General features: G+C 65.6%; 20 protein-coding genes, 2 tRNA genes and 1 pseudogene. 4 read left to right on the top strand and 19 right to left on the bottom strand.

Annotated features, from left to right (window positions below):
* Window positions 1-22 precede the first annotated feature (22 nt).
* The 3 genes from G6N68_RS18835 to G6N68_RS18845 form a co-directional block, all read right to left on the bottom strand.
* Window positions 23-688, bottom strand: coding sequence for a LysM peptidoglycan-binding domain-containing protein (locus tag G6N68_RS18835; protein ID WP_163715458.1), 666 nt, complete (start codon window positions 686-688; stop codon window positions 23-25).
* A 95-nt stretch (window positions 689-783) separates the two neighbouring features.
* Window positions 784-1,356 carry a DUF937 domain-containing protein gene (locus G6N68_RS18840; RefSeq protein WP_163715461.1) on the bottom strand — a complete coding sequence of 191 codons (573 nt, stop codon included), beginning with the start codon at window positions 1,354-1,356 and terminating at the stop codon, window positions 784-786.
* A gap of 94 nt (window positions 1,357-1,450) precedes the next feature.
* Complete coding sequence (locus tag G6N68_RS18845) at window positions 1,451-2,719, bottom strand: saccharopine dehydrogenase family protein (RefSeq protein WP_163715464.1); 1,269 nt, start codon at window positions 2,717-2,719, stop codon at window positions 1,451-1,453.
* A 72-nt stretch (window positions 2,720-2,791) separates the two neighbouring features.
* Between G6N68_RS18845 and G6N68_RS18850 the strand changes: the two genes are divergently transcribed.
* The gene (locus tag G6N68_RS18850) at window positions 2,792-3,940 is read left to right on the top strand and encodes an FAD-dependent oxidoreductase (RefSeq protein WP_163715466.1); all 1,149 of its coding nucleotides are present in this window, start codon (window positions 2,792-2,794) and stop codon (window positions 3,938-3,940) included.
* Between the two features lie 47 nt (window positions 3,941-3,987).
* Here the strand turns inward: G6N68_RS18850 and G6N68_RS18855 are convergent, their stop codons facing one another.
* The 11 genes and pseudogenes from G6N68_RS18855 to clpX form a co-directional block, all read right to left on the bottom strand.
* Window positions 3,988-5,487 carry a PPE family protein gene (locus G6N68_RS18855; protein ID WP_443093981.1) on the bottom strand — a complete coding sequence of 500 codons (1,500 nt, stop codon included), beginning with the start codon at window positions 5,485-5,487 and terminating at the stop codon, window positions 3,988-3,990.
* A gap of 414 nt (window positions 5,488-5,901) precedes the next feature.
* Entirely contained in the window at window positions 5,902-6,435 is a 534-nt protein-coding gene (locus G6N68_RS30210) for a group II intron maturase-specific domain-containing protein (protein ID WP_205351383.1), read from the bottom strand.
* An 85-nt stretch (window positions 6,436-6,520) separates the two neighbouring features.
* A pseudogene (locus G6N68_RS32160) lies at window positions 6,521-6,808 on the bottom strand (reverse transcriptase domain-containing protein); the annotation flags it as partial.
* Window positions 6,784-7,083: a reverse transcriptase family protein gene (locus G6N68_RS30220; RefSeq protein ID WP_205351384.1), complete on the bottom strand. Its 300-nt coding sequence runs from the start codon at window positions 7,081-7,083 to the stop codon at window positions 6,784-6,786. The pseudogene G6N68_RS32160 and the gene G6N68_RS30220, both read right to left, overlap by 25 nt.
* Window positions 7,084-7,675: 592 nt before the next feature.
* Window positions 7,676-8,017, bottom strand: a complete 342-nt coding sequence (locus G6N68_RS30225; RefSeq protein WP_240355533.1) for a group II intron maturase-specific domain-containing protein — start codon at window positions 8,015-8,017, stop codon at window positions 7,676-7,678.
* A gap of 23 nt (window positions 8,018-8,040) precedes the next feature.
* Window positions 8,041-9,012, bottom strand: a complete 972-nt coding sequence (ltrA, locus tag G6N68_RS18865) for a group II intron reverse transcriptase/maturase (protein WP_205351386.1) — start codon at window positions 9,010-9,012, stop codon at window positions 8,041-8,043.
* Window positions 9,013-9,560: 548 nt separating this feature from the next.
* Window positions 9,561-10,121 carry a transglycosylase family protein gene (locus G6N68_RS18870; RefSeq protein ID WP_163715472.1) on the bottom strand — a complete coding sequence of 187 codons (561 nt, stop codon included), beginning with the start codon at window positions 10,119-10,121 and terminating at the stop codon, window positions 9,561-9,563.
* 703 nt (window positions 10,122-10,824) lie between these two features.
* Window positions 10,825-11,430, bottom strand: coding sequence for a molybdenum cofactor guanylyltransferase (mobA, locus tag G6N68_RS18875; RefSeq protein ID WP_163715474.1), 606 nt, complete (start codon window positions 11,428-11,430; stop codon window positions 10,825-10,827).
* A 1-nt stretch (window position 11,431) separates the two neighbouring features.
* Window positions 11,432-12,532 carry a 2-oxoacid:ferredoxin oxidoreductase subunit beta gene (locus G6N68_RS18880; RefSeq protein ID WP_163715477.1) on the bottom strand — a complete coding sequence of 367 codons (1,101 nt, stop codon included), beginning with the start codon at window positions 12,530-12,532 and terminating at the stop codon, window positions 11,432-11,434.
* Window positions 12,533-12,635: 103 nt separating this feature from the next.
* The gene (locus G6N68_RS18885; RefSeq protein WP_371871707.1) at window positions 12,636-14,609 is read right to left on the bottom strand and encodes a 2-oxoacid:acceptor oxidoreductase subunit alpha; all 1,974 of its coding nucleotides are present in this window, start codon (window positions 14,607-14,609) and stop codon (window positions 12,636-12,638) included.
* A gap of 358 nt (window positions 14,610-14,967) precedes the next feature.
* Window positions 14,968-16,248 (bottom strand): ATP-dependent Clp protease ATP-binding subunit ClpX, encoded by a 1,281-nt coding sequence (clpX, locus tag G6N68_RS18890; protein ID WP_069417374.1) that lies wholly within the window; start codon window positions 16,246-16,248, stop codon window positions 14,968-14,970.
* A gap of 291 nt (window positions 16,249-16,539) precedes the next feature.
* On the opposite strand from clpX, the gene mmuM reads away from it, so the two are divergent.
* Complete coding sequence (mmuM, locus tag G6N68_RS18895; RefSeq protein WP_163715483.1) at window positions 16,540-17,445, top strand: homocysteine S-methyltransferase; 906 nt, start codon at window positions 16,540-16,542, stop codon at window positions 17,443-17,445.
* Here the strand turns inward: mmuM and clpP2 are convergent.
* The 4 genes from clpP2 to G6N68_RS18915 all read right to left on the bottom strand — a co-directional run bounded on the left by clpP2 (window position 17,442) and on the right by G6N68_RS18915 (window position 20,422).
* Window positions 17,442-18,086 (bottom strand): ATP-dependent CLP protease proteolytic subunit ClpP2, encoded by a 645-nt coding sequence (gene clpP2 / locus G6N68_RS18900; RefSeq protein WP_163715485.1) that lies wholly within the window; start codon window positions 18,084-18,086, stop codon window positions 17,442-17,444. The genes mmuM and clpP2 overlap by 4 nt on opposite strands.
* Window positions 18,083-18,676, bottom strand: a complete 594-nt coding sequence (gene clpP1, locus G6N68_RS18905; protein ID WP_069417371.1) for an ATP-dependent CLP protease proteolytic subunit ClpP1 — start codon at window positions 18,674-18,676, stop codon at window positions 18,083-18,085. The genes clpP2 and clpP1 overlap by 4 nt, the downstream gene beginning before the upstream one ends.
* Window positions 18,677-18,807: 131 nt before the next feature.
* Window positions 18,808-20,307 carry a trigger factor gene (tig, locus tag G6N68_RS18910; protein WP_163715488.1) on the bottom strand — a complete coding sequence of 500 codons (1,500 nt, stop codon included), beginning with the start codon at window positions 20,305-20,307 and terminating at the stop codon, window positions 18,808-18,810.
* A 38-nt stretch (window positions 20,308-20,345) separates the two neighbouring features.
* Window positions 20,346-20,422 (bottom strand) — tRNA-Pro (locus G6N68_RS18915).
* Window positions 20,423-20,588: 166 nt separating this feature from the next.
* Between G6N68_RS18915 and G6N68_RS18920 the strand changes: the two genes are divergently transcribed.
* Together G6N68_RS18920 and G6N68_RS18925 are read left to right on the top strand one after the other, a co-directional pair.
* Window positions 20,589-20,662 (top strand) — tRNA-Gly (locus tag G6N68_RS18920).
* Window positions 20,663-20,716: 54 nt separating this feature from the next.
* Complete coding sequence (locus G6N68_RS18925; RefSeq protein WP_163715491.1) at window positions 20,717-21,913, top strand: serine hydrolase domain-containing protein; 1,197 nt, start codon at window positions 20,717-20,719, stop codon at window positions 21,911-21,913.
* A gap of 31 nt (window positions 21,914-21,944) precedes the next feature.
* On the opposite strand, the gene G6N68_RS18930 is transcribed toward G6N68_RS18925, so the two are convergent.
* Window positions 21,945-22,751 (bottom strand): Fpg/Nei family DNA glycosylase, encoded by an 807-nt coding sequence (locus tag G6N68_RS18930; protein WP_163715494.1) that lies wholly within the window; start codon window positions 22,749-22,751, stop codon window positions 21,945-21,947.
* Between the last annotated feature and the right edge of the window lie 4 nt (window positions 22,752-22,755).

The raw sequence follows: 22,755 nt of genomic DNA on the forward strand, positions 1-22,755 counted from the left end.
AGCTCAGGGAAGCTCAGGCAGCTCAGGGAATCGTGAGCACCTGACCCGGGTAGATCAGGTCAGGGTTCGGGATGCCGCTGGCGTCGGCGATCACCTGATACTTGCTGCCGTCGCCGTAGAAGCGCTCCGAGATCGCCCACAAGGTGTCGCCGGAAACCACGGTGTACGTCCGCGCGGCGGGTTGTACGGGCTCGGCGGGGGCCTCCGATACCTGCTCCGCAGCCGGCGTCTCCGCGGCGGCTTCGGAGGCCTGCTGCTTCGAGGCCGCCCAGCTGCCGACTCCCGCATCCGCCGGTTCCGAGGCCGACTTGTCGGCAAGCGACTCTTCGGCGGCGGGCTCGGGCGGCGGCGGGGCATCGGTTTCCGTCTTCGTAGACCACGCAGGTCCGCTGGAGGAGTACAGCACGAGGTTGCGGTCGTCCTGCAGGATCAGCGCGACGTTCTTCTTGCCTTTGGTGTCGCTGTGCCAAACCGGCTTGTCCGCTGTGTAGAGGACGAAGTTGCCATCGCGCTGCACTTCGGCGCGCACCACATCCTGCCCATTGGTCCCGGTGGCCCAGATCGGCTTGCCGCGCGAGGCCAATACCAGGTTGCCGTCGTCTTGCAGGGTTAGCGTGTAGGCCCCGTTGCTAGAGACCAGCGACTCCCCCCGCACCAGTTTTTGGCCCTCCAACAGCCTGTCTGCCATGACATTCCTCTCTCTTCTCATCCCGATACCGAATCGGGCTTACGGATGACCGCACGGCACCACTTGTGCTCGACGCAATTGTGTTGTCGCGCTGGCTATTTCCTGCCGCCGAGCAGCCCGCCGAGGATGTCCCCCAGCGGTCCCCCCTTGTTGCCCAAGACGCTGCCAAGGATGCCGCCCAGGGACTTGTCTTTACTGCCGAGAATGCTGCCCAGAACGTCGCCCAGGCCGCCCGGCCCCTTCGGTTCCGGCTTGGCCTCCGGCTCGCCACCGAGCCGCTTCCCGATGTAGGCCAACACGATCGGAAGCACGATAGGCAGCAATTGCTTGAGCAGATCACTGTTGCCGGCGCCGCCGCCGGACAACGCCGATGCGACCTGGTCGGTGTCCTTGCCGCCGAACAGCGTGGCCACCGCCTGATGGCCCTCGCTCTCGTCGACCTGATCGAGACCCCCACCGGCGTCGAGCAGACCACGCGCCGCGTGACTGCTGGCGGCGGATTCGATCTTGCCCGCGTGTTCGGGGTCTTGCGAGCTTTGTTCCAATCCGCTGAGCAGCACCGGGACCAAGGTATGAACCGCGCTGTGAACTTCGCTTTCGTCGGCACCGAGTTTCGCTGCGATTTCCGTCGTCGGAATCTGGGCGTAGAGATCGTCGAGACCAGCCATGGGCGTACGCACCTTCGTTGCTGGGATGCAATGTCGAGCTAGTTACGACACTAGCCGCATGCCATCGGGGTGGAAACCCTGCGCCAAGCGCGATTCAGTTCAGCCGCTGGGTCTGCAGCGTCACACCTGCCGCCGGCAGACGCTCCAGCAGAGCATCACCCAGCGCCGCCGCGGGGGTCAGCACACCACGCAGATCGGAAAGCTTGTCACGGTCGAACGCGAGGGCAAGACCGCATTCCCCCAACAACACCGACGTCGCTTTGTAACCGGGGTCGCCCCGCTGTTCCATGCGCGCCACGTAACGGGCGTTGGTGGTCGTGGTGGTGTAGGTCTCGATCTTGTAGAACCCGCGCTCCCGAGCCTTTTCGCTCGGTCCGGTGCCCGGCTTCGGGGCCAAGCGCTCCACCAGGCCGCGCGGCAACCGCCGGAAGAAACGGCTGCCCAGTGCAAACGTTGCATTGCTGACGCCGGTCACGACGCCCGCGGCCACCGGGGCTACCGGCGACGACCCGAGACCGACGCTCTCGCTGTACCGGAAGCCCCGACCGTAGGCCCAGTCCAGTAATGCGTTGCTGCGTCGCACGATTCGGGTGTTGTACGGGGCCATCACGAATCCGGCCGTCCACACCTTGTCCAATTCCGGCGCAATCTGACGGCCCCGGCGCAGCGGCAGGTCGGGCTGTGGGCCGAGGTCGGGTTCTGCGCCGCGATCGGGGGTCAGTGTGTAGGGGTCGGCGAGCTGGCGGCGCGCTTCGGGATCGCTGGAGGCGGTGTTCAACACTTCCATCATCGACGCGAGGGTGCCGCCGGAGAAGCCACCGCGGAAGGACCGCACGACCAAGTTGGTGTCGGTCAGTTCGCCCGCGCCGTCCTCGCGTGCCGCCTTGTAGAGGGCGTAAACGGTCAAATCCGAAGGGACCGAGTCGAATCCGCAGGCGTGCACGATGCGGGCGCCGGTGTCGGCGGCCTGCTTGTGGTACAGGTCGATGCTTTCGCGGACGAACATCGCCTCGCCGGTGAGGTCCGCATAGTCGGTGCCCGCCGCGGCGCACGCGGCCACCAGCGGCGGGCCGTAGCGCGTGTAAGGCCCGACCGTGGTGATGACCACGCGGGCGCGGGCCGCCATCTCGTCGAGCGTGGACTGCTTTGCCGCATCGGCACACACAATGGGCCAGGCCTGGGCGGATTGGCCCAGCGACCGGCGGACTGCTTGCAACCGCTCGGTCGACCTGCCGGCCAGCGCAATCCGTGCGTCTCCCCCGGCGCGGGCCAGGTATTCGGCGGTCAGCTTCCCCACGAAGCCGGTCGCGCCATACAAGACGATGTCGAATTCACGGTCGTTGCCACGCGCTGCGTCTGTCACCCGTTCGACGCTACTACTCCGGTCCCCTCGGACGGCTTCCGGCCGCGTCGACGCAGCGCTAGGTTACCGCGTATGGCGCAACGAATCGCCGTCATCGGTGCGGGTATCGCCGGCCTGGCCAGCGCCGCGGCGTTGCAGCAGCGGGGTTACGACGTCCGCGTCATCGAGGAGCGCACCGATACCTCGACGGGTGCCGCTATCAGCATCTGGCCGAACGCGTTGGCGGCACTGGACACCCTGGGCGTGGGCGACGCGGTGCGCGCGGCCGGAGGCCGGATCGCCGCGGGTGCGCTGCGCTGGCGGGACGGGTCCTGGTTGCGCCGCCCAACCGCGTCGGCGGTAATCACCGCACTGGGCGAGCCACTGGTGGTGATCCAGCGGTCGGCGCTGCGCGACATCCTCACCGGCGCGGTGCGCAGCGGCTCGATCGAATACGGACTTGCTGCCGAGCAGGTGCTGGCCCAGGGGAACGGCGTGCGGATCACGTTGTCGGACGGCACCATCCGCGCTGTGGATGCGGTGATCGGCGCCGACGGGACGGGTTCAATGGTGGCCCGCCAGCTGAACGGGCCATTGCCGCACCGATACGCCGGTTACACCGCATGGCGCGGGATCGCCGAATGCGAAATGGATCCCGAACTTTCCGGCGAGACGCTGGGGCCTGGCGCCGAAACCGGGCACGTGCCAATGGGTTCCGGCCGGACATACTGGTTCACCACCCAACGCGCTCCGCAAGGCCAGACGGCAACCGACGGCGAATTGACATGTTTGCAGGCCAGGTTGGGCGGATGGCCCGAGCCGATTCCGGAGCTGCTGGCAGCAACCCCGCCCGACGCGGTGCTACGCAACGACCTCTACGACCGCAAACCCGCCCGTGTGTGGGCGAGCGGACCCGTACTCCTGGTCGGCGACGCGGCCCATCCGATGCGCCCACATTTGGGCCAGGGCGGATGCCAAGGCATCGAAGACGCCGCGATTTTGGGCGCCTTCGTCGCTGAGTCTGCTGACCTGCCAACGGCTTTCGCCCGGTTTGTCACCTTCCGCCGGCCCCGGATCGCGGCACTGGTTCGGGAGTCGGCAATGATCGGGCGGGTGGTCAACCTGCGGCCGGACTTCCTCAGCGCGATCGCCACGCGCGCGACGGCGCTGGTGCCCGAGTATGCGTTCCTTCGGCATCTGACGTCGGTGGCGGGACGGTCGGCGTTCGCACTGCCCGGCTAATCGGGCCCCGCCTGCTCGCATCAGTATGTGTTGCGCAACAACGGCGCTCACCGTCGGCCCACGTCACCAGTGGTGCGCTCGTCGAAATCCGGGCCCCAGGTAGCCGGGGTCATGGGAACGCTGAGCCCGTTACCGAAGATGTCGCCCGCCAGCGTGGTCACACCGATAGCACCACTCACCTCGGATTTCGTTGCGGTGCCGGTGAATCCAAGCGGTCCAGCGCCCGCGGTCGATGCGATGACGTCCACGAGCTCTTCCGGCGGCACGTCGGGTGTGTCATCGAGCGTCATGTACTCATCGCGATGGCCGCGTTCCTGCAGACCGTCGCGGCGACGCCGACGGACTTTGGACTTGCCGCTGGCGGCGGCCGCCGCCGGTGTCGAGATGTCCGCCGCCGCTGCGCCGGCCGTTGCCTTGTCGCGTAGCTGGGGGCCGAGCACCGGGCCCGGCCCGAGGTCGGGTCCAGCCACCAGGTAGGCGAATCCCGGTGCGCCCGCGGCAGGAGTGGAGGCGATAGTGGACGTCGTCGCTGGTGCCTGCGGCGTCGGTGCGGGTGTCGCCAGGGCGCCACCCGCCGTCGTCAACGAGGGCGCGATACTCGCCGCCGTCACGACCTGCTGCTCGGCGGGAAGGGCGGGCACCTCGGCGACCAACTCGGCGGGAGCCACGGGCATCGCGCACAAAGCGAGAGACAGCACCAGCGGGATCGCCCCCTGGGGAGCCATCACCGCGGCGTACATGGGCGTCCCCATCACCGCGAAGGTGAACGCGTAGGCGAACACATAGAAAAGCGGCATCCAGGTGACCGCCGCGGTGGCGGGGCTGGTGGCGAAATCGGTGAGCAGCTGCACCACGGTGCCGGCCGGGTTGAGCAGCAGCCCCTTGAGCGCCGCCCACATGCTGCTGAAGTGCTCCGATCCGGCGAACAAGTCGGCGATGGGATCGTAGAACGACACACCCAAGACGGTGATGGTGTTAGGCCTGGGTTTGGCCGCCGCCGCGGGGCTGGGCTGGGCGATCTCCGGCGCCGGACGTACCGGCTGTACAGCGGACAGCGCGGCGGTGGACACCGTCTGATAGACACCCATGACCGTGGCGGCCTGAACCCACATCCGGGCGTAGTCAGCCTCGGTGACGGCGATCGGGATCGTGTTGATGCCGAAGAAGTTGGTCGCGACCAGCGTGCCGAGCAGGGCACGGTTGGCCGCCAGTACCGCGGGCGTCGGCATGGCGGCCAGCGCCGCCGAGTAAGCGGCGGCCGCCGTCTCGTGTTGCGTGGCAGCCTCGGCGCTTCGACCGCTCGCCTCGGTCAGCCAGGCCAGGAACGGGGTGTGCGCCGCCGCGTATTGCGCCACGCTGGGCCCCTCCCACGTCCCGCCCAGCACCTCGTTCAGCAGCCCGGACAACTCGGCAGCCGTCGCGGAGTAATCGTCGCTCAGTGCGGCCCATTGCGCCGCAGCGGCCAACAGCGACCCCGGTCCCGGCCCACTGTTCAACAGGGCTGAGTGCACCTCCGGAGGTTCCGCCATCCACACCGGGCTGATCATCGCGGGAGATCCCGCCCACCGTGAGCAGCGCCAACGATGCCCACCACTGAACTTTTACGCGTCATGGCCCGTTTGGGAGGCCGCTACAGCCCCCCGACTCCCTTCTGTTTGGCTAACCTAACTTTGGTTACCCTAACCTTAATTAGAAAGGGGTGCGCGGCGGGGGTGGACTCGCCGACCATGTTCTGTTTCGGCCGTTGATGGGCGGCCAGGGCAATCGAGTAGGGGGCCGGGTTGACCGGCCCCCTCTCACACCACCGGACGTGCGGGCCTCGCATCCGGCGGTTCGCTAGGTCGTGTGGAATCTGGCCCAGGCGTGGTGAAACGTGATGAGGCCCTGCCGGTCCCAGTATCGGTTGGGCAGTGCCCGCGTCAGGACGGGCGAGCCCGCGATTCGCCAGTAGCCGCGGCTGCTCATGCCCCATTGCCAGGCCAGGTCGGCCCGGATCCCGAGTGCACGCAGGTTCGCGACCTTGGTGCGGACGCGTTTCCATTCCTTCCAGCGGATTTGGCGCAGTCGACGGCGGAACCACTCATCCAGATCCCGGAACTTGCGGGTGTGTCCGCTAGGCGGAAGTACCCCATCCAGCCCCGGACGTATTGGTTCAGCCGCATGATGCGGTACTCCATGGCCACACTCCACCGCCGCGACGTCAACGACCGGATGCGGGCTTTGGCCCGCTGCCACGCCTTGGGCGCGACCCGGATCTTGACCCCGGAGGTAGTGAAGAAGAACCCGAACCCCAGCAACACAGCTGTCGTCGCCGGGGCGATCGAGGACTTGGCCTGGTTCACCCTCAACTTCAACCGCTGCTCCAGCAGCCGAGTGCCCTGTTCGAGCACCCGCTCGGCCGCCCGCTTCGATTTCACAAAGACCCGGATATCGTCGGCGTAGCGGACAAACCGGTGCCCACGCGCCCAGAACTCCTGATCGAAATCGTCGAGCATGATGTTCGACAACAGCGGCGATAACGGCGACCCCCTGTGGGGTCCCCTGGCTCACCGCCTGCCGCACCCCATCGGCCATGATCCCCGCCTCCAAATAGCGGCGGATCAGCTTCAGCAGCCGTTTGTCGTTCACTTTCCGCGCAACCCGGGCCATCAGCACGTCGTGGTTGACCCGATCGAAGAACGCATCCAGGTCCACCTCGACCACCCACCGATACCCCTGCTCGATCACCAACCTGGCGACCTTCACAGCGTCGTGGGCGCTTTTGCCCGGCCGGAACCCATACGAGACCGGCACAAACCCCGGATCAAAGACCGGGGTCAGCACTTGCGCGATCGCCTGCTGGATCAACCGATCCAGCACCGTCGGCACCCCCCCAACTTCCGTTGCCCGCCATCAGGTTTGGGAATCATCACCTGACGCACCGGCATCGGACGGTACGTGCCCGCATCCAACGCCTCCCGCACTCCGGCCCAGTTGTCCCGGCACCAGTTACGCAACTCCTGCGCGCTGACACCATCGACACCGGCCGCACCGCGATTGCGTTCGACACGTCCCAACGCGACAGCCAGATTCGCGGGCGCGAACACCTGCCCCCACAAATCCTGGCCACCCCCTGACACCCGCGGCAGCACCCGCCGAGACACCGCTACGCACAGACAAGGGCACTTCCGGATTCACCAGTCCCTCCACATCATCTGCCCCACCGCCGGTGGGTTGGCTGCGATCACCGCGACATCCACGAGAAGCACCACTTCGAAACATCAATTCCCAACGTTCAGCCCTTCCCGGCACATCTGATTCCCGCCGGTACTACGGCCTCTGCTGACTTCTGCCCCGTCAGCGCCGCCCTCACGAACGACGCCGCTCCGGCGCACAGCACCGACGCACCAGGACAGATCTCCCCAGATAAGAACATCCACTTTCACCCTGCCGCCGCCGCATTTACACACCGGCCGCTTCGGTGGAACGGGCTTCACCATCTGTTGCTGGCTCACCCCAACCGGCATGCCTTCTATACGGTTCGTGTCCCTCGGTGCAGGGCTTCGTCTCCGGCTTCCTTCCCACCCCACCTCACGGTGACGCAGTTGCCATCGACTCGGAGTTAAACCACCTTCTCCTCCAGAGGACTCACACCTCCTAGCGAATGCCCATGCTGGGCGTACATCGAGTAGGGGGCCGGGTTGACCGGCCCCCTCTCACACCACCGGACGTGCGGGCCTCGCATCCGGCGGTTCGCTAGGTCGTGTGGAATCTGGCCCAGGCGTGGTGAAACGTGATGAGGCCCTGCCGGTCCCAGTATCGGTTGGGCAGTGCCCGCGTCAGGACGGGCGAGCCCGCGATTCGCCAGTAGCCGCGGCTGCTCATGCCCCATTGCCAGGCCAGGTCGGCCCGGATCCCGAGTGCACGCAGGTTCGCGACCTTGGTGCGGACGCGTTTCCATTCCTTCCAGCGGATTTGGCGCAGTCGACGGCGGAACCACTCATCCAGATCCCGGAACTTGCGGGGTGTGTCCGCTAGGCGGAAGTACCCCATCCAGCCCCGGACGTATTGGTTCAGCCGCATGATGCGGTACTCCATGGCCACACTCCACCGCCGCGACGTCAACGACCGGATGCGGGCTTTGCCCGCTGCCACGCCTTGGGCGCGACCCGGATCTTGACCCCGGAGGTAGTGAAGAAGAACCCGAACCCCAGCAACACAGCTGTCGTCGCCGGGGCGATCGAGGACTTGGCCTGGTTCACCCTCAACTTCAACCGCTGCTCCAGCAGCCGAGTGCCCTGTTCGAGCACCCGCTCGGCCGCCCGCTTCGATTTCACAAAGACCCGGATATCGTCGGCGTAGCGGACAAACCGGTGCCCACGCGCCCAGAACTCCTGATCGAAATCGTCGAGCATGATGTTCGACAACAGCGGCGATAACGGCGACCCCTGTGGGGTCCCCTGGCTCACCGCCTGCCGCACCCCATCGGCCATGATCCCCGCCTCCAAATAGCGGCGGATCAGCTTCAGCAGCCGTTTGTCGTTCACTTTCCGCGCAACCCGGGCCATCAGCACGTCGTGGTTGACCCGATCGAAGAACGCATCCAGGTCCACCTCGACCACCCACCGATACCCCTGCTCGATCACCAACCTGGCGACCTTCACAGCGTCGTGGGCGCTTTTGCCCGGCCGGAACCCATACGAGACCGGCACAAACCCCGGATCAAAGACCGGGGTCAGCACTTGCGCGATCGCCTGCTGGATCAACCGATCCAGCACCGTCGGCACCCCCAACTTCCGTTGCCCGCCATCAGGTTTGGGAATCATCACCTGACGCACCGGCATCGGACGGTACGTGCCCGCATCCAACGCCTCCCGCACTCCGGCCCAGTTGTCCCGGCACCAGTTACGCAACTCCTGCGCGCTGACACCATCGACACCGGCCGCACCGCGATTGCGTTCGACACGTCCCAACGCGACAGCCAGATTCGCGGGCGCGAACACCTGCTCCCACAAATCCTGGCCACCCCTGACACCCTCGGCAGCACCCGCCGAGACACCGCTACGCACAGACAAGGGCACTTCCGGATTCACCAGTCCCTCCACATCATCTGCCCCACCGCCGGTGGGTTGGCTGCGATCACCGCGACATCCACGAGAAGCACCACTTCGAAACATCAATTCCCAACGTTCAGCCCTTCCCGGCACATCTGATTCCCGCCGGTACTACGGCCTCTGCTGACTTCTGCCCCGTCAGCGCCGCCCTCACGAACGACGCCGCTCCGGCGCACAGCACCGACGCACCAGGACAGATCTCCCCAGATAAGAACATCCACTTTCACCCTGCCGCCGCCGCATTTACACACCGGCCGCTTCGGTGGAACGGGCTTCACCATCTGTTGCTGGCTCACCCCAACCGGCATGCCTTCTATACGGTTCGTGTCCCTCGGTGCAGGGCTTCGTCTCCGGCTTCCTTCCCACCCCACCTCACGGTGACGCAGTTGCCATCGACTCGGAGTTAAACCACCTTCTCCTCCAGAGGACTCACACCTCCTAGCGAATGCCCATGCTGGGCGTACAACAAAAAGTGCCGGACCCGAAGGTCCGGCACTTTTCGTTCGATACGCCGTTAGATGGGCGTCCTAGCCACGCCGGCCGCAGACCGGCCAGGCACCGATGCCCTGCGAGTGCAGAACGTTCTCGGCAACCCGGATCTGCTCCTCACGGCTAGCGGTGTGCGCGGATCCCGAGCCACCGTTGGCGCGCCAGGTGCCAGGGGTGAACTGTAGGCCGCCGTAGTAACCGTTACCGGTGTTGATCCCCCAGTTGCCGCCCGATTCGCACTGAGCAATCGCGTCCCAGTTCACGCTGTAGACCTTGGGCGCCGGAGGCGGCGCGTCCGGAGCGGGCCCCTGGTTGGGGTCAAACTCGACCGGTTCGGGAGCCGGGTCCACTGCATCGGGCGCGGGCGGAGGCACGTTCGGGTCAAAACCCACGAATTCCGGAGCGGGAGGCGCGTCCGGAGCGGGTGCGTCCGGCGCGGGAGGCGCGTCCGGAGCTTGCACGTTCGGGTCGAAGCCCACCGTGTCGGAGCCAGGACCCGCGTTGGGGTCGGCCGGGTCTGCGTTCGCGATACCAGAGGGCACAGTCATGAGCGACCCCGTGATCGCGGCCACGATGAGCGTCTTGCGGACGTCCTTCAAAATTTGTTCCTTTCGCGGTGCGCGCGCGCCAAGACCAGCCCGCAATAGCGGGTCGGAGGTACTGCATTGGAATTGCTTGGGACGTGTCGTCAGGTTTCAACACGACAGCGGAGGGCGTAACTAGCCCGGCGCGACTTTCAGCCAGCGCCCGTCGAGAGGCCACCGTCGAACATCAGGCCATCCCGACTCCGCTCACACGCGGGTCCGTGGATTCACTTATTCGTTTATCACTGTGGCCCTTTTTGGGCTACCAGGAACCTACGATAACGATTTGGATTCGTCATCCCGAGACACGACACGGCGCAGACCTATTACGAGACAATCACGACGCGATCAATGCGTATCAAACCAGGTCATTGGCGCTTTAATACAGGGTGTCAAGTTCAGGTTGAGGCATCATAAACGTGATCCGAATCACGTCCTAATTGTGAACTGGCCCACCCGATTTCCGCCAGGATCACGCGGCAAATGACTGGTTCGATACGCGGTCTCGATGTGGCCAAAGTCATAAATACGGGGCCGGCGATTCCGATGGGACCATCCCCCATAAACGCCAACGGGTCCGGAATTTCCACGCGCGAAGCATTGCGTTCACAAATTTTAACTTTGTTGTCCGCAAAATGCGCGACACCAAATGCCGAGCGGAAAACCCGACGCATACACCACCGACGCGTCCCGCAAAAGGACACTCGCGCGCTACGCGCTAGCGTCCGACGGGCACCACGGCGCGCAGGTCCGCCTCGGAATTCACATTGGTCAGCGGCCGGGAATCCGACACCACGATCTGCTGCGCGTCCGACGCGTCGATCAGCGCGCTCATCCTGCGCGCCCCGGCGGCTACCAGCTTTTCCACCCGCTCGGCCAGATCGGTCCGATAGACCCCGGCCAGATAGTGTGTACGCCCGTCCCAGGGCAGCACCACTTCGGCGTTGGTCGCAACCGCCAGGCGAACCAGCTCGTCGATCAATTCGCCTGTGAGATAAGGCATGTCGACCGCACAGACGAATGCGTACCGGGCACCGGCTTCGGCCGCCGCGCGCAATCCCCGCCCGGTCGCCGGCAGCGGCCCCAAACCGCGCACCTCGTCGCGAACGATGGGAACCTGCAACGCGGGCAACGGTTGGCCTGGGGCGGCCATGACGAAGACGTGCTTGCAGCGTTCCGCGAGCACGCTGACCACGTGCTCGACGAGCGTGGTGTTGCCGTCGGGGTGCCGCAGGGTCGCTTTGTCGCGGCCCATCCGCCGCGATTCGCCTCCTGCCAGGACGACCCCGGCCAAAGACACTGAGTCGGTTGCGGTTTCGGTCATCTCAGTCAACGGTCCAAGTGTCGCGTCCACGCAGCAGTGATTGCAGCGCGGCGGTGTCGAACGGTTTCGCTTTCTGCGCGGCCTGGATCTGGGCTCGAGCGGCGTCGTCGTAGGTTGGCCGACTGACGTCGCGGAAGATGCCCATCACCATGTGGTCGAGGTTCTGGTCCGAAAGCCGCGAGAGCGCAAAGGCGTACGCCGACTCGTCGGCATGCGCGTCGTGAACCACGATTTCCTCGGCGGCCACGTCGGCCGTCTTGGCGATGTCCAGGCCGAAGCCCGACTTCACCACGCAATACTCACCGTTGGCGCCGAACACGATCGGTTGGCCGTGGTTCACCTTGATGACCCGCTCTTCGGCGCCCTCTTTGCGCAGCGCATCGAACGACCCGTCATTGAAGATCGGGCAGTCCTGCATGATCTCGACCAGGGCGGCGCCGCGGTGTTGCGCGGCGCCGCGCAACACCTCGGACAGTCCGGCCCGGTCCGAGTCCAACGCGCGGCCGACGAACGTCGCCTCGGCGCCCAACGCCAGCGACACGGGATTGAAGGGGTGGTCCAGCGAGCCCATCGGCGTGGACTTGGTGATCTTGCCGACCTCCGACGTGGGCGAGTACTGCCCTTTGGTCAGCCCGTAGATCCTGTTGTTGAACAACAGGATGGTGATGTTCACGTTGCGCCGCAGGGCGTGGATCAGGTGATTGCCACCGATGGACAACGCGTCGCCGTCACCGGTGACGACCCATACCGAAAGGTCCTCGCGGGCTAGGGCCAGACCGGTCGCGATCGCGGGAGCGCGACCGTGAATGGAGTGAAAACCGTAGGTCTCCAAGTAGTACGGGAACCGGCTGGAGCAGCCGATGCCGCTGATGAACACGATGTTCTCGCGGCGCAACCCGAGTTCGGGCAGGAAGTTGCGGATTGTGTTGAGGATGACGTAGTCACCGCAGCCCGGGCACCAACGCACCTCCTGGTCGCTGGTGAAGTCCTTGCCCTTCTGGGGCGGATCTTCAGGGGAAAGGGCCGGGACCCCATCGTTTTTGGTCAACCTCGGCGTGAGTCCGAGGTCGGCCCCAACCAGTTCGCTGGTCGCGTTAGTCATGTGCGCGACTCCTCCTCATCGCTGCGCTCTGCATCGTCGTCGCGTTAGTCATGTGCGCGACTCCTCCTCATCGCTACGCTCTGCATGGTCCTCGCGCAGCACGTCATTCGTGAGCTCCTGCCCCAACCGTGGCCGCTCCAAGTTTGGCGACCAGCGTCCTGTCCTGCTCGATCTCGGCCAGCGTCCCGCCCAGCGCGGCCCGGATGACGCGACCGATCTCGTCGGCCAGGAACGACAGCCCCTGGACCTTGGTGACCGACTGCACATCAACCAGGTATCTGCCCCGCAGCAGCAACGCCAGTTGACCCAGGTTCATCTCCGGGCACACCACCTGCGGGTAGCGCCGCAGCACGTTGCCCAGGTTCTTCGGGAAGGGGCTCAGGTGCCGCAGGTGAGCGTGCGCGACCTTGATGCCCTTCTGGCGGGCCCGCCGGCATGCCTCACCGATCGGACCGTAGGAGCTCCCCCAGCCGATGAGCAGCAGTTCGGCGTCTCCGGTCGGGTCGTCGACTTCGACATCCGGCACGGTGATGCCGTCGATCTTGGCTTGGCGAATCCGCACCATGAGGTCGTGGTTGACCGGCTCGTACGAGATCGCACCCGAGCCGTTGGCAGCCTCGAGTCCGCCGATCCGGTGTTCCAGGCCCGGCGTGCCCGGAATGGCGAACTGGCGGGCCAGGGTTTCCGGGTCGCGGTTGTAGGGCTGGAACGGCTCGTCCGGCTTGGCGAAGGTGTGCTGGATGGGCTCCAAAGCGGTGACGTCCGGGATCCGCCAGGGCTCCGAGCCGTTCGCGATGGCGCCGTCGGACAGCACGATCACCGGGGTGTGATAGCCGACCGCAATGCGCACCGCCTCGATGGCGATGTTGAAGCAGTCAGACGGCGACCGCGGCGCCAGCACGGCGACCGGTGACTCTCCGTTTCGCCCGTACAAGGCCTGCAGCAGGTCGGCCTGCTCGGTCTTGGTGGGCAGCCCGGTGGAGGGCCCGCCGCGCTGGACGTCGATGACGATCAGTGGCAGCTCGGTCATCACGGCGAGCCCCATCGCTTCGGACTTCAGCGAGATGCCGGGGCCGGAGGTGCTGGTCACGCCCAAGGCGCCGCCGTAGGAGGCGCCGATCGCCGCGCAGATGCCGCCGATTTCGTCTTCGGCCTGGAAGGTGGTGACGTTGAAGTTCTTGTGTTTCGACAGCTCGTGCAGGATGTCCGACGCCGGGGTGATCGGGTAGCTGCCCAGCACGACCGGCAGGTTGGCGAGCTGCCCGGCCGCGACGATGCCGTAGGCCAGCGCGGTGTTGCCCGATATCTGCCGGTACTCGCCGCTCGGCAACTTCGCCCGCGAGACTTCGTAGGTGGTACCGAACGCCTCGGTGGTCTCGCCGTAGTTCCAGCCCGCCTTGAGCGCAAGCACATTGGCCTCAGCGACATCTGGCTTGCGCGCGAACTTCTCCCTGATGAACTTCTCGCTCGCCTCGATCGGGCGCCCGTACATCCACGAGAGCAAACCCAGCGCGAACATGTTCTTGGCCCGCTGGCCGTCCTTCTTGGACGCGCCGATCGACTCGACCGCCCCCAACGTCAGGGACGTCATGGCGACCGAGTGGACGACGTACTCCTCGAGTTCGTCGGTCTCCAACGGATTGGTCACGTAGCCGACTTTGGTGAGATTGCGTTTGGTGAACTCGTCGGCATTGGCGATCACCATGCCGCCGCGCGGCAGGTCGCCGATATTGGCCTTGAGCGCCGCGGGGTTCATCGCGACCAACACGTCCGGCCGGTCACCCGCGGTCAGGATGTCGTAGTCCGCGATTTGAATCTGGAAGGACGAAACTCCGGGCAAGGTCCCTGCTGGGGCCCGAATCTCGGCGGGATAGTTCGGCTGGGTCGCGAGGTCGTTGCCGAACAGGGCAGCTTCCGACGTGAACCGGTCGCCTGTCAGCTGCATGCCGTCGCCGGAGTCTCCGGCGAATCGGATGACGACGTTTTCCAGGCGCTGCCGGGGCACACGAGCGCGGGAAATACCGTTTGTAGACTCCGCTTGAGACTCTCGCCCGGCCCCGTTGCCGTTCGACTCCACGTCTTCGCCTTCCATCAGTTTCCGGATAGGCACACCGTCGCAGCCTTAGGTTACGCGCGTTCGGGGTGGCTAACCTTCGTACTCACCATTTCTGTCACCAGTGGTATCAATTATGGCATTACTTTAAGGAACGGCTTGCACCGACCGGCCGCGTCAACAAGCCCGCGCGGACACTAAAAGTCGACGTCAAACGCGTGCGAGTGGTTATTTGCAGACCAAACTGTGGTTTTGGTCACTTCCGCGCGTGAGGGTTAGTCCGCTCTCAACCGGGCCCGACCAATCGAACTAGAACACGTTCTAGTTCTGGCCGCGAAACGCCCTCGGCGGCCGGATGGGAACGGCTCGGGTCTAGACGGCTCTAGGCCGTTTTGTCGCGGCGCTCCGCGCGGGAGGGCTTACGCGGCACAATCGTCGGCAGCACGTTGTCCTGGACGGTCTCCTTGGTGACGACCACCTTGGCGACGTCGTCGCGACTCGGGATGTCGTACATGACCGGCAGCAGGACTTCTTCCATGATCGCGCGCAGACCGCGGGCTCCGGTGCCGCGGTGGATCGCTTGGTCGGCGATCGCTTCCAGCGCGTCGTCGGTGAACTCCAGCTCGACGTTGTCCATTTCGAAGAGCCGCACGTACTGCTTCACCAAAGCGTTCTTGGGCTCGGACAGGATCTTGACCAGCGATTCCTTGTCCAGGTTCGTCACCGAGGCCACGACCGGGAGGCGGCCGATGAACTCAGGGATCAAGCCGAACTTGATCAGGTCTTCGGGCATGACGTCGGCGAAGTGGTCGGTGGTGTCGATCTCGGCCTTCGACCGCACCTCGGCGCCGAAGCCCAGGCCCCGCTTGCCGACCCGCTCGTAAATGATCTTCTCCAGCCCGGCGAAGGCGCCCGCAACGATGAAGAGCACGTTGGTCGTGTCGATCTGGATGAATTCCTGGTGCGGGTGCTTGCGACCACCCTGCGGGGGAACCGACGCCTGAGTACCTTCGAGGATCTTCAGCAGGGCCTGCTGGACACCCTCGCCGGAGACGTCGCGAGTGATCGACGGGTTCTCGCTCTTACGGGCGATCTTGTCGACCTCGTCGATGTAGATGATGCCGGTCTCGGCGCGCTTCACGTCGTAGTCGGCGGCCTGGATGAGCTTGAGCAGAATGTTCTCGACGTCTTCGCCGACGTATCCGGCCTCGGTCAACGCGGTGGCGTCGGCGATGGCGAACGGGACGTTGAGCATCTTGGCGAGCGTCTGCGCGAGGTAGGTCTTGCCACAGCCCGTGGGGCCCAGCATCAAGATGTTGGACTTGGTCAGCTCGACCGGCTCGTGGCGGGAGTCGCGGCCCTTCTCGCCGGCCTGGATCCGCTTGTAGTGGTTGTAGACGGCGACCGCCAGTGTCCGCTTGGCGGTGTCCTGTCCGATCACGTAGCCCTCAAGGAATTCGCGAATCTCGGCGGGCTTGGGCAGCTCGTCGAGTTTCACGTCGTCGGCGTCGGCGAGTTCCTCTTCGATGATTTCGTTGCACAGGTCTATGCACTCATCGCAGATGTACACACCGGGACCTGCGATCAGCTTCTTGACCTGTTTTTGGCTCTTCCCGCAGAACGAGCACTTCAGCAGGTCACCGCCGTCTCCAATGCGCGCCATGATGCCTCAGGCCCTACTTCCTGTTCGCCGTTCGTACTGGTATGCCGCGTGTAATCCCCGACGCTACCCGTTTGCATTGGCCGTACGCGACCGTTAGCACCGAATAGCGTCAGTGATATTCAAAGCCTCTTCGTCTGAATGAACATATAGCTCGTTGACGTTCACTACTCGACGAGACGCGCTTTCCGTGTCTCTGGCGTGTCGCGGTCGTTACGCCCCCGAAGCTAGCGGGCTTGCCGTGCGGGCCAAGTCCCTAGCCGACCACCCTACAGCCAGCTTTAGAGTAGCGCCGTGGAATTAGCCGTCGGATCGGTGCTGACCAGCGACGGCGGCCTCGCGACCGAACTCGAGGCACGCGGCCATGACCTGTCCGACCCGCTGTGGTCCGCGCGGTTGTTGCTGGACGCTCCGCAAGAAATCAGGGCGGTGCACGCCGCGTTCTTTCGCGCTTGCGCGCAGATCGCCACGACCGCCAGCTACCAGGCATCATTCGACGGCTTCGCGTCGCGCGGACTCGATCGTGATGACGTGGCCCGTCTGTTGCGGCGCAGCGTCGAACTCGCGGTGGCGGCCCGAGACGAAGCCAACGCAGCCAACCAAGCCAACGAAGAAGCCCCAGCCGGCCGGTGGGTGGCGGCGTCGATCGGGCCGTACGGTGCGGCGCTGGCGGACGGATCCGAATACCGCGGCCGCTACGGGCTGAGCGTCGATGCGTTACGGCGCTGGCACCGGCCACGGCTGGAGGTGCTGGCCGGCGCCGGTGCGGACGTGTTGGCTTTGGAGACCATCCCGGACGCCGACGAGGCCGAAGCGCTCGTCGACCTGGTGAGGCAACTCGGCGTGCCGGCCTGGTTGAGCTACACGATCGACGGGACGCGCACGCGCGCGGGGCAGTCGGTTGCCGACGCGTTCGCGGTGGCCGCCGGAGTGCCCGAGATCGTCGCGGTCGGCGTCAACTGCTGCGCTCCTGCCGACGTGCTGCCGGCCATCGAGCTGGCGTCATCGACCGGCAAGCCGGTGATCGTCTATCCGAACAGCGGCGAACTATGGAACGGCCGCAACTGGGACGGCCCCCGCACGTACTCCACCGAACTCGCCGCGCAGTGGGCGGCGGCGGGTGCGCGCATCATCGGCGGGTGCTGCCGGGTCCGGCCCGACGACATCGCCGCCGTGTCACGTTCGGCGAGGCGTTCTTAGGCCTTCTGCGCGGACAGCTTCCGGTACTCGAGGACGGTGTCGATGATGCCGTAGTCCTTGGCGTCCTCAGCGGTCAGGATCTTGTCGCGGTCGGTGTCCTTGCGAATCACCGCGGCGTCCTTTCCGGTGTGGCGGGCCAGCGTCGTTTCCATCAGCGTGCGCATCCGCTCGATCTCGGCGGCCTGGATCTCCAGGTCGGAGAACTGGCCCTGAATCACGCCGGACAGCGACGGCTGGTGGATCAACACGCGGGCGTTGGGCAGCGCCATCCGCTTACCAGGGGTACCGGCGGCCAGCAGCACCGCGGCGGCCGACGCCGCCTGGCCCAGGCACACCGTCTGAATGTCGGCGCGCACGTACTGCATGGTGTCGTAGATGGCCATCAGCGAGGTGAAGCCACCACCCGGCGAGTTGATGTACATGGTGATGTCGCGGTCGGGATCCAGCGACTCGAGCACCAACAGCTGCGCCATGATGTCGTTGGCCGACGCGTCGTCAACCTGGACGCCGAGGAAGATGATCCGCTCCTCGAACAGCTTGTTGTACGGGTTGGACTCCTTGACGCCGAAGCTGGAGTGCTCGATGAACGACGGAAGGATGTAGCGCGCCTGAGGCTGGATCCTGGGGTCCTGAGGGTTCACTGGGCTTCTCCATTGCTGCTGATGTGGGCGGCACGGGTGATGATGTGGTCGACGAAGCCGTACTCCAAGGCTTCCTGTGCGGTGAACCAGCGGTCGCGGTCCGAGTCGGCCTCGATGCGCTCGATCGGCTGGCCGGTGAACTCGGCGTTGAGCCGGAACATCTCTTTCTTGATGACGGCGAACTGCTCGGCCTGGATGGCGATGTCCGCGGCGCTACCGGTCACGCCACCCAGCGGCTGGTGCATCAGGATCCGGGCGTGCGGCAGCGCGAACCGCTTGCCCTTGGTGCCCGCCGCCAACAGGAACTCGCCCATCGAGGCGGCCATGCCCATCGCGTAGGTGGCGACGTCGCACGGCGCGAGCACCATGGTGTCGTAGATCGCCATGCCGGCGCTGATCGAGCCGCCGGGCGAGTTGATGTACAGCGAGATGTCCTTGTCCGCATCCTCTGCCGCCAGCAGCAGAATCTGCGCGCACAACCGGTTGGCTACTTCGTCGTTCACCTCCGAACCCAGGAAGATGATGCGCTCGGACAGCAAGCGCTCATAGACGGAGTCCGTGAGGTTGAGACCCAACGAGTTCGAACGCATGTGAGTCACGACTGGGTTACCTGCTTTCTCGTGTTGCCTGTTGCACCGACCCTAACCAACCGCGCGCGCTGTTGGACGGTCACGCGGCCCATGAAATGGCCGCGTTCGCTCACAGCGTCAAATCGCGCGGGTCAGTCAGCGTCTTTGGCTGTGTCTTTGGAGTCGTCGTCTTCGTCGTCGTCGGCTTCGTCTTCGTCGTCGTCGTCGGCTTCGTCAACGTCGTCAACGTCACCGACGTCGTCAACGTCATCATCGTCGTCGTCGTCCGCGTCCGAGTCGGCGCCCAGCAGATCTGTCACGTCGTTCCCGGGCGGCGTCCCGAAGAACTCGGTGGCGTCGATCTGGTTGCCCTCGGTGTCGGTGACGGTCGCCGCCGCGGCGACGGCCTTGACGGCCAGCTCGCGCCGCACATCGGCGAACATCGAGGGCAGCTGGTTGTTCTCCTGCAAGTACGAGAACAGCTGCTGCGGCTCGATGCCGTACTGCTGCGACGTCGTCAGCAAGCGCTGCGTCAGGTCGTCCTGGCTGACCTGAACCTTCAAGTCGTCGGCGAGCGCGTCCAGCAACAGCTGGCGCTTGACGTCCTTCTCCGAGGCGCTGCGGGCCTCGGCGTCGAACTTCTCCCGCGACGAACCCTGCTCGGCGAGCAGTTCGTTGAACTTGGCCTCGTCGTGTTCGAGGCCGCTCAGCGCGCTGTGCAGCACGCCGTCGTACTGCGCCTGGACGTACGACTCCGGCAGCGGAACATCGACCTGCTCGAGCAGTGCTTCCAGGGTGGCGTTGCGAATCTCCTCCACCTGACGCGCGCGCTTGGCCTGCAGCACCTTTTCGCGCAGGTCGGCCTTCAGCTCGTCGATGGTGTCGAACTCACTGGCCAGCTGAGCGAACTCGTCGTCGGGCTCAGGCAGCTCGCGCTCCTTGATGGTCCGGACGGTGACCGTGACGTCCGCGTCCCGGCCGGCGAAGTCGCCGGCGGCCAACGTGGCGGTGAATACCCGCGACTCGTCGATCGACAGCCCGGTGACCGCGTCGTCCAGACCGGCGATCAGTCGGCCGGATCCGACCTCGTGGGAGAGCCCCTCGGCGGCCGCGTTCGGCACGTCCTCGCCGTCGACGGTGGCGGACAGGTCAATGGTGATCAGGTCACCGTCTTGCACCGGCCGTTCCACCGGAGTCAGCGTGCCGAAACGAACGCGCAGTGCCTCCAGTTCGGCGTCGACGTCCTCGTCGGTGACCTCGACCGGATCCACGGTGACCTTCAGCGTGCTCAGGTCCGGAAGGGTGATCTTCGGGCGAATGTCGACCTCGGCGGTGAACGCGATGTCCTTGCCGTATTCCTTCTTGGTCACCTCGATCTCCGGGCGACCGAGTGGCTGGATCGACGACTCGGCCAGGGCCTGGCCGTACCGGCTGGGCACCGCGTCGTTGACGATCTGGTCCAGCATCTGCTCACGACCGAACCGCGCCTCCAGCAATTTGATCGGCGCCTTTCCTGGCCGGAAGCCAGGCAGTCGCACCTGCTTCGCCAGCTCCTTGTAGGCCCGCTGGAAGTCTGGTTCCAGCTCGGCGAAAGGCACCTCCACATTGATGCGAACCCGGGTGGGGCTCAACTGCTCGACGGTGCTCTTCACGGGTGTGCTCCTTGTAATTAGTTCCGGCCGATTCCTGCTGGTCGGGGTGACAGGATTTGAACCTGCGGCCTTCCGCTCCCAAAGCGGATGCGCTACCAAGCTGCGCTACACCCCGGCGCTGACCACGCGATCCTACGGCCCAGCCGCGCTAAGTCCGCACCGCCCTCACGGAGATCTCCCTCAGACCTCACGACCCTCACAGACCTCACGACGCGGTCACACAACCGCGTCGATTAGATTTGATCTCCGCCACCACGTATCGTCTGGCTCGACTTAAACACGCGGGCGTAGCTCAATGGTAGAGCCCTAGTCTTCCAAACTAGCGACGCGGGTTCGATTCCCGTCGCCCGCTCCAGGTGGTGCTTAGGCACCGATTATTGGTACACAGAAAGGCGCCATGAGCGACCCCATGAGCGACCTTAGCCATCCTGAGGTTCAGGGCTCGTGCGCGCCGGAGTTCATCAAGGTCCGTGATGCGTTCGAGCGCAACTTTGCGCTGCTGAACGAGGTCGGTGCCGCGGTCGCGGTGTACGTCGACGACGAACTCGTCGTCAACCTGTGGGGCGGCTCGGCCGACGGTGCCGGAACGCGGCCCTGGCAACAAGACACCCTCACCACCGTGCTGTCGGGCACCAAGGGGCTGACGTCCACCTGTGTCCACCAACTGGCCGACCGCGGCGAGCTGGACCTGCAGGCGCCGGTGGCTCGCTACTGGCCCGAATTCGGCCAGGCGGGCAAGGAAGCCATCACGATCGCGATGGTGCTCAGTCACCGTTCCGGTGTCATCGGCCCGAACAAGCGGTTGCACTGGGACGAAGTGGCGGACTGGGACTTCGTCTGCGAGCAGCTGGCCATGGCCGAGCCGTGGTGGGAGCCGGGCACGGCGCAGGGCTACCACATGACGACGTTCGGGTTCATTCTCGGCGAGGTGTTCCGTCGGATCACCGGGCGCACGGTGGGCCAGTATCTGCGCACCGAGATTGCCGAACCGCTGGGTGCCGACGTGCACATCGGCCTGTCCCGGCAGGAGCAACAGCGTTGCGCGGAGCGGGTGAACAAGCCGCATGCCCGAGACCTGCTGGCCGATGTCCATGCGCCCGGCTATCCGACCAGCCTGGACGAACACCCCAAGGCGGGCCTGTCCATCGCGATGGGTTTCGCCCCTGACGACGAGCTCGGCTCGCACGACTTGGAGTTGTGGCGCGAGCTCGAGTTCCCCGGCACCAACGGCCAGGTGTCTGCGCTGGGATTGGCGACGTTCTACAACGCGCTGGCCCAGGAGAGGCTGCTCAGCCGCGAGCACATGGACCTGGTTCGCGTGAGCCAGGGCGGCTTCGAAACCGACTTGGTGCTCGGACCCCGAGTCGCCGATCACGGGTGGGGCCTGGGCTACATGCTCAACCAGCGCGGGATCAACGGGCCGAATCGGCGGATCTTCGGCCACGGCGGCCTGGGCGGTTCTTTCGGCTTCGTCGACCTGGAACACCGAATCGGCTACGGGTACGTGATGAACCGATTCGACGCGAGCAAGGCCAACGCGGACCCGCGCAGCGTCGCCCTCAGCAACGAGGTCTACCGGGCTCTCGGAGTGTTACCCGAATCCTGACGTCTTGGTGGTGCCAGCAGCTTCCGGCTGATCAGGTTTGACAGACCGGGCACCAGAAGACGTTGCGGCCCTCCAGCACGGCGGTGTGGATCGTTTCTCCGCACACCCGACACGGCTCGCCGGCGCGGCGGTACACGTACGTGCGGGGCCGCCCCGGCGCGTAGGACGGCGGACCGTGGTCGTGTTCGGGTCGGACGACGAAGATCTTGCCGCGACGCAAACCGACTTTCATCAATGCGACCAGGTCGGTCCACGCCTCGTCGAACTCCGCCTCGCTGATCTTCAGACCCGGCCGGTAGGGATCGATGTTGTGCCGGTAGAGCAATTCGCTGCGGTACACGTTGCCCACCCCGGCCATCACCGTCTGGTCCATCAGCAGCGCGCCAATGGGCCGGCGGGACTTGGCAATTCGGGTCCAAGCCCAGGACGGGTCGGCGTCGCTGCGCAACGGGTCGGGCCCGAGCCGGGCCAGCACGTCGGCCACCTGCCCCTCGTCGATCAGCTCGCACACCGTCGGGCCGCGGAGGTCGGTGCCGTATTCGGCGCCGACCATGCGCATCCGCACCTGGCCCACCGGCTCCGGCAGTGGTTCGCCGGGGGTCAGCTCCCATTCGGTGAAGGCGCCGTAGAGCCCGAGATGCACGTGCACCACCGGTCCGCCCGCGTAGTGGTGAAACAGGTGCTTGCCCCAGACGCTGGTGCGCCGTAGCACCCGGCCGTTGACCACCGCGGCCGCGTCGGCGAACCTGCCCTGCGGGCTGGACACGGCAACGGGCGCACGGGCGAAGCGGCGCTGATGCAGCCGGGCCAGTCGGTGCAGTGTGTGCCCTTCGGGCACGTCT

The organism is Mycobacterium bourgelatii, from assembly GCF_010723575.1.
GTDB lineage: Bacteria > Actinomycetota > Actinomycetes > Mycobacteriales > Mycobacteriaceae > Mycobacterium > Mycobacterium bourgelatii.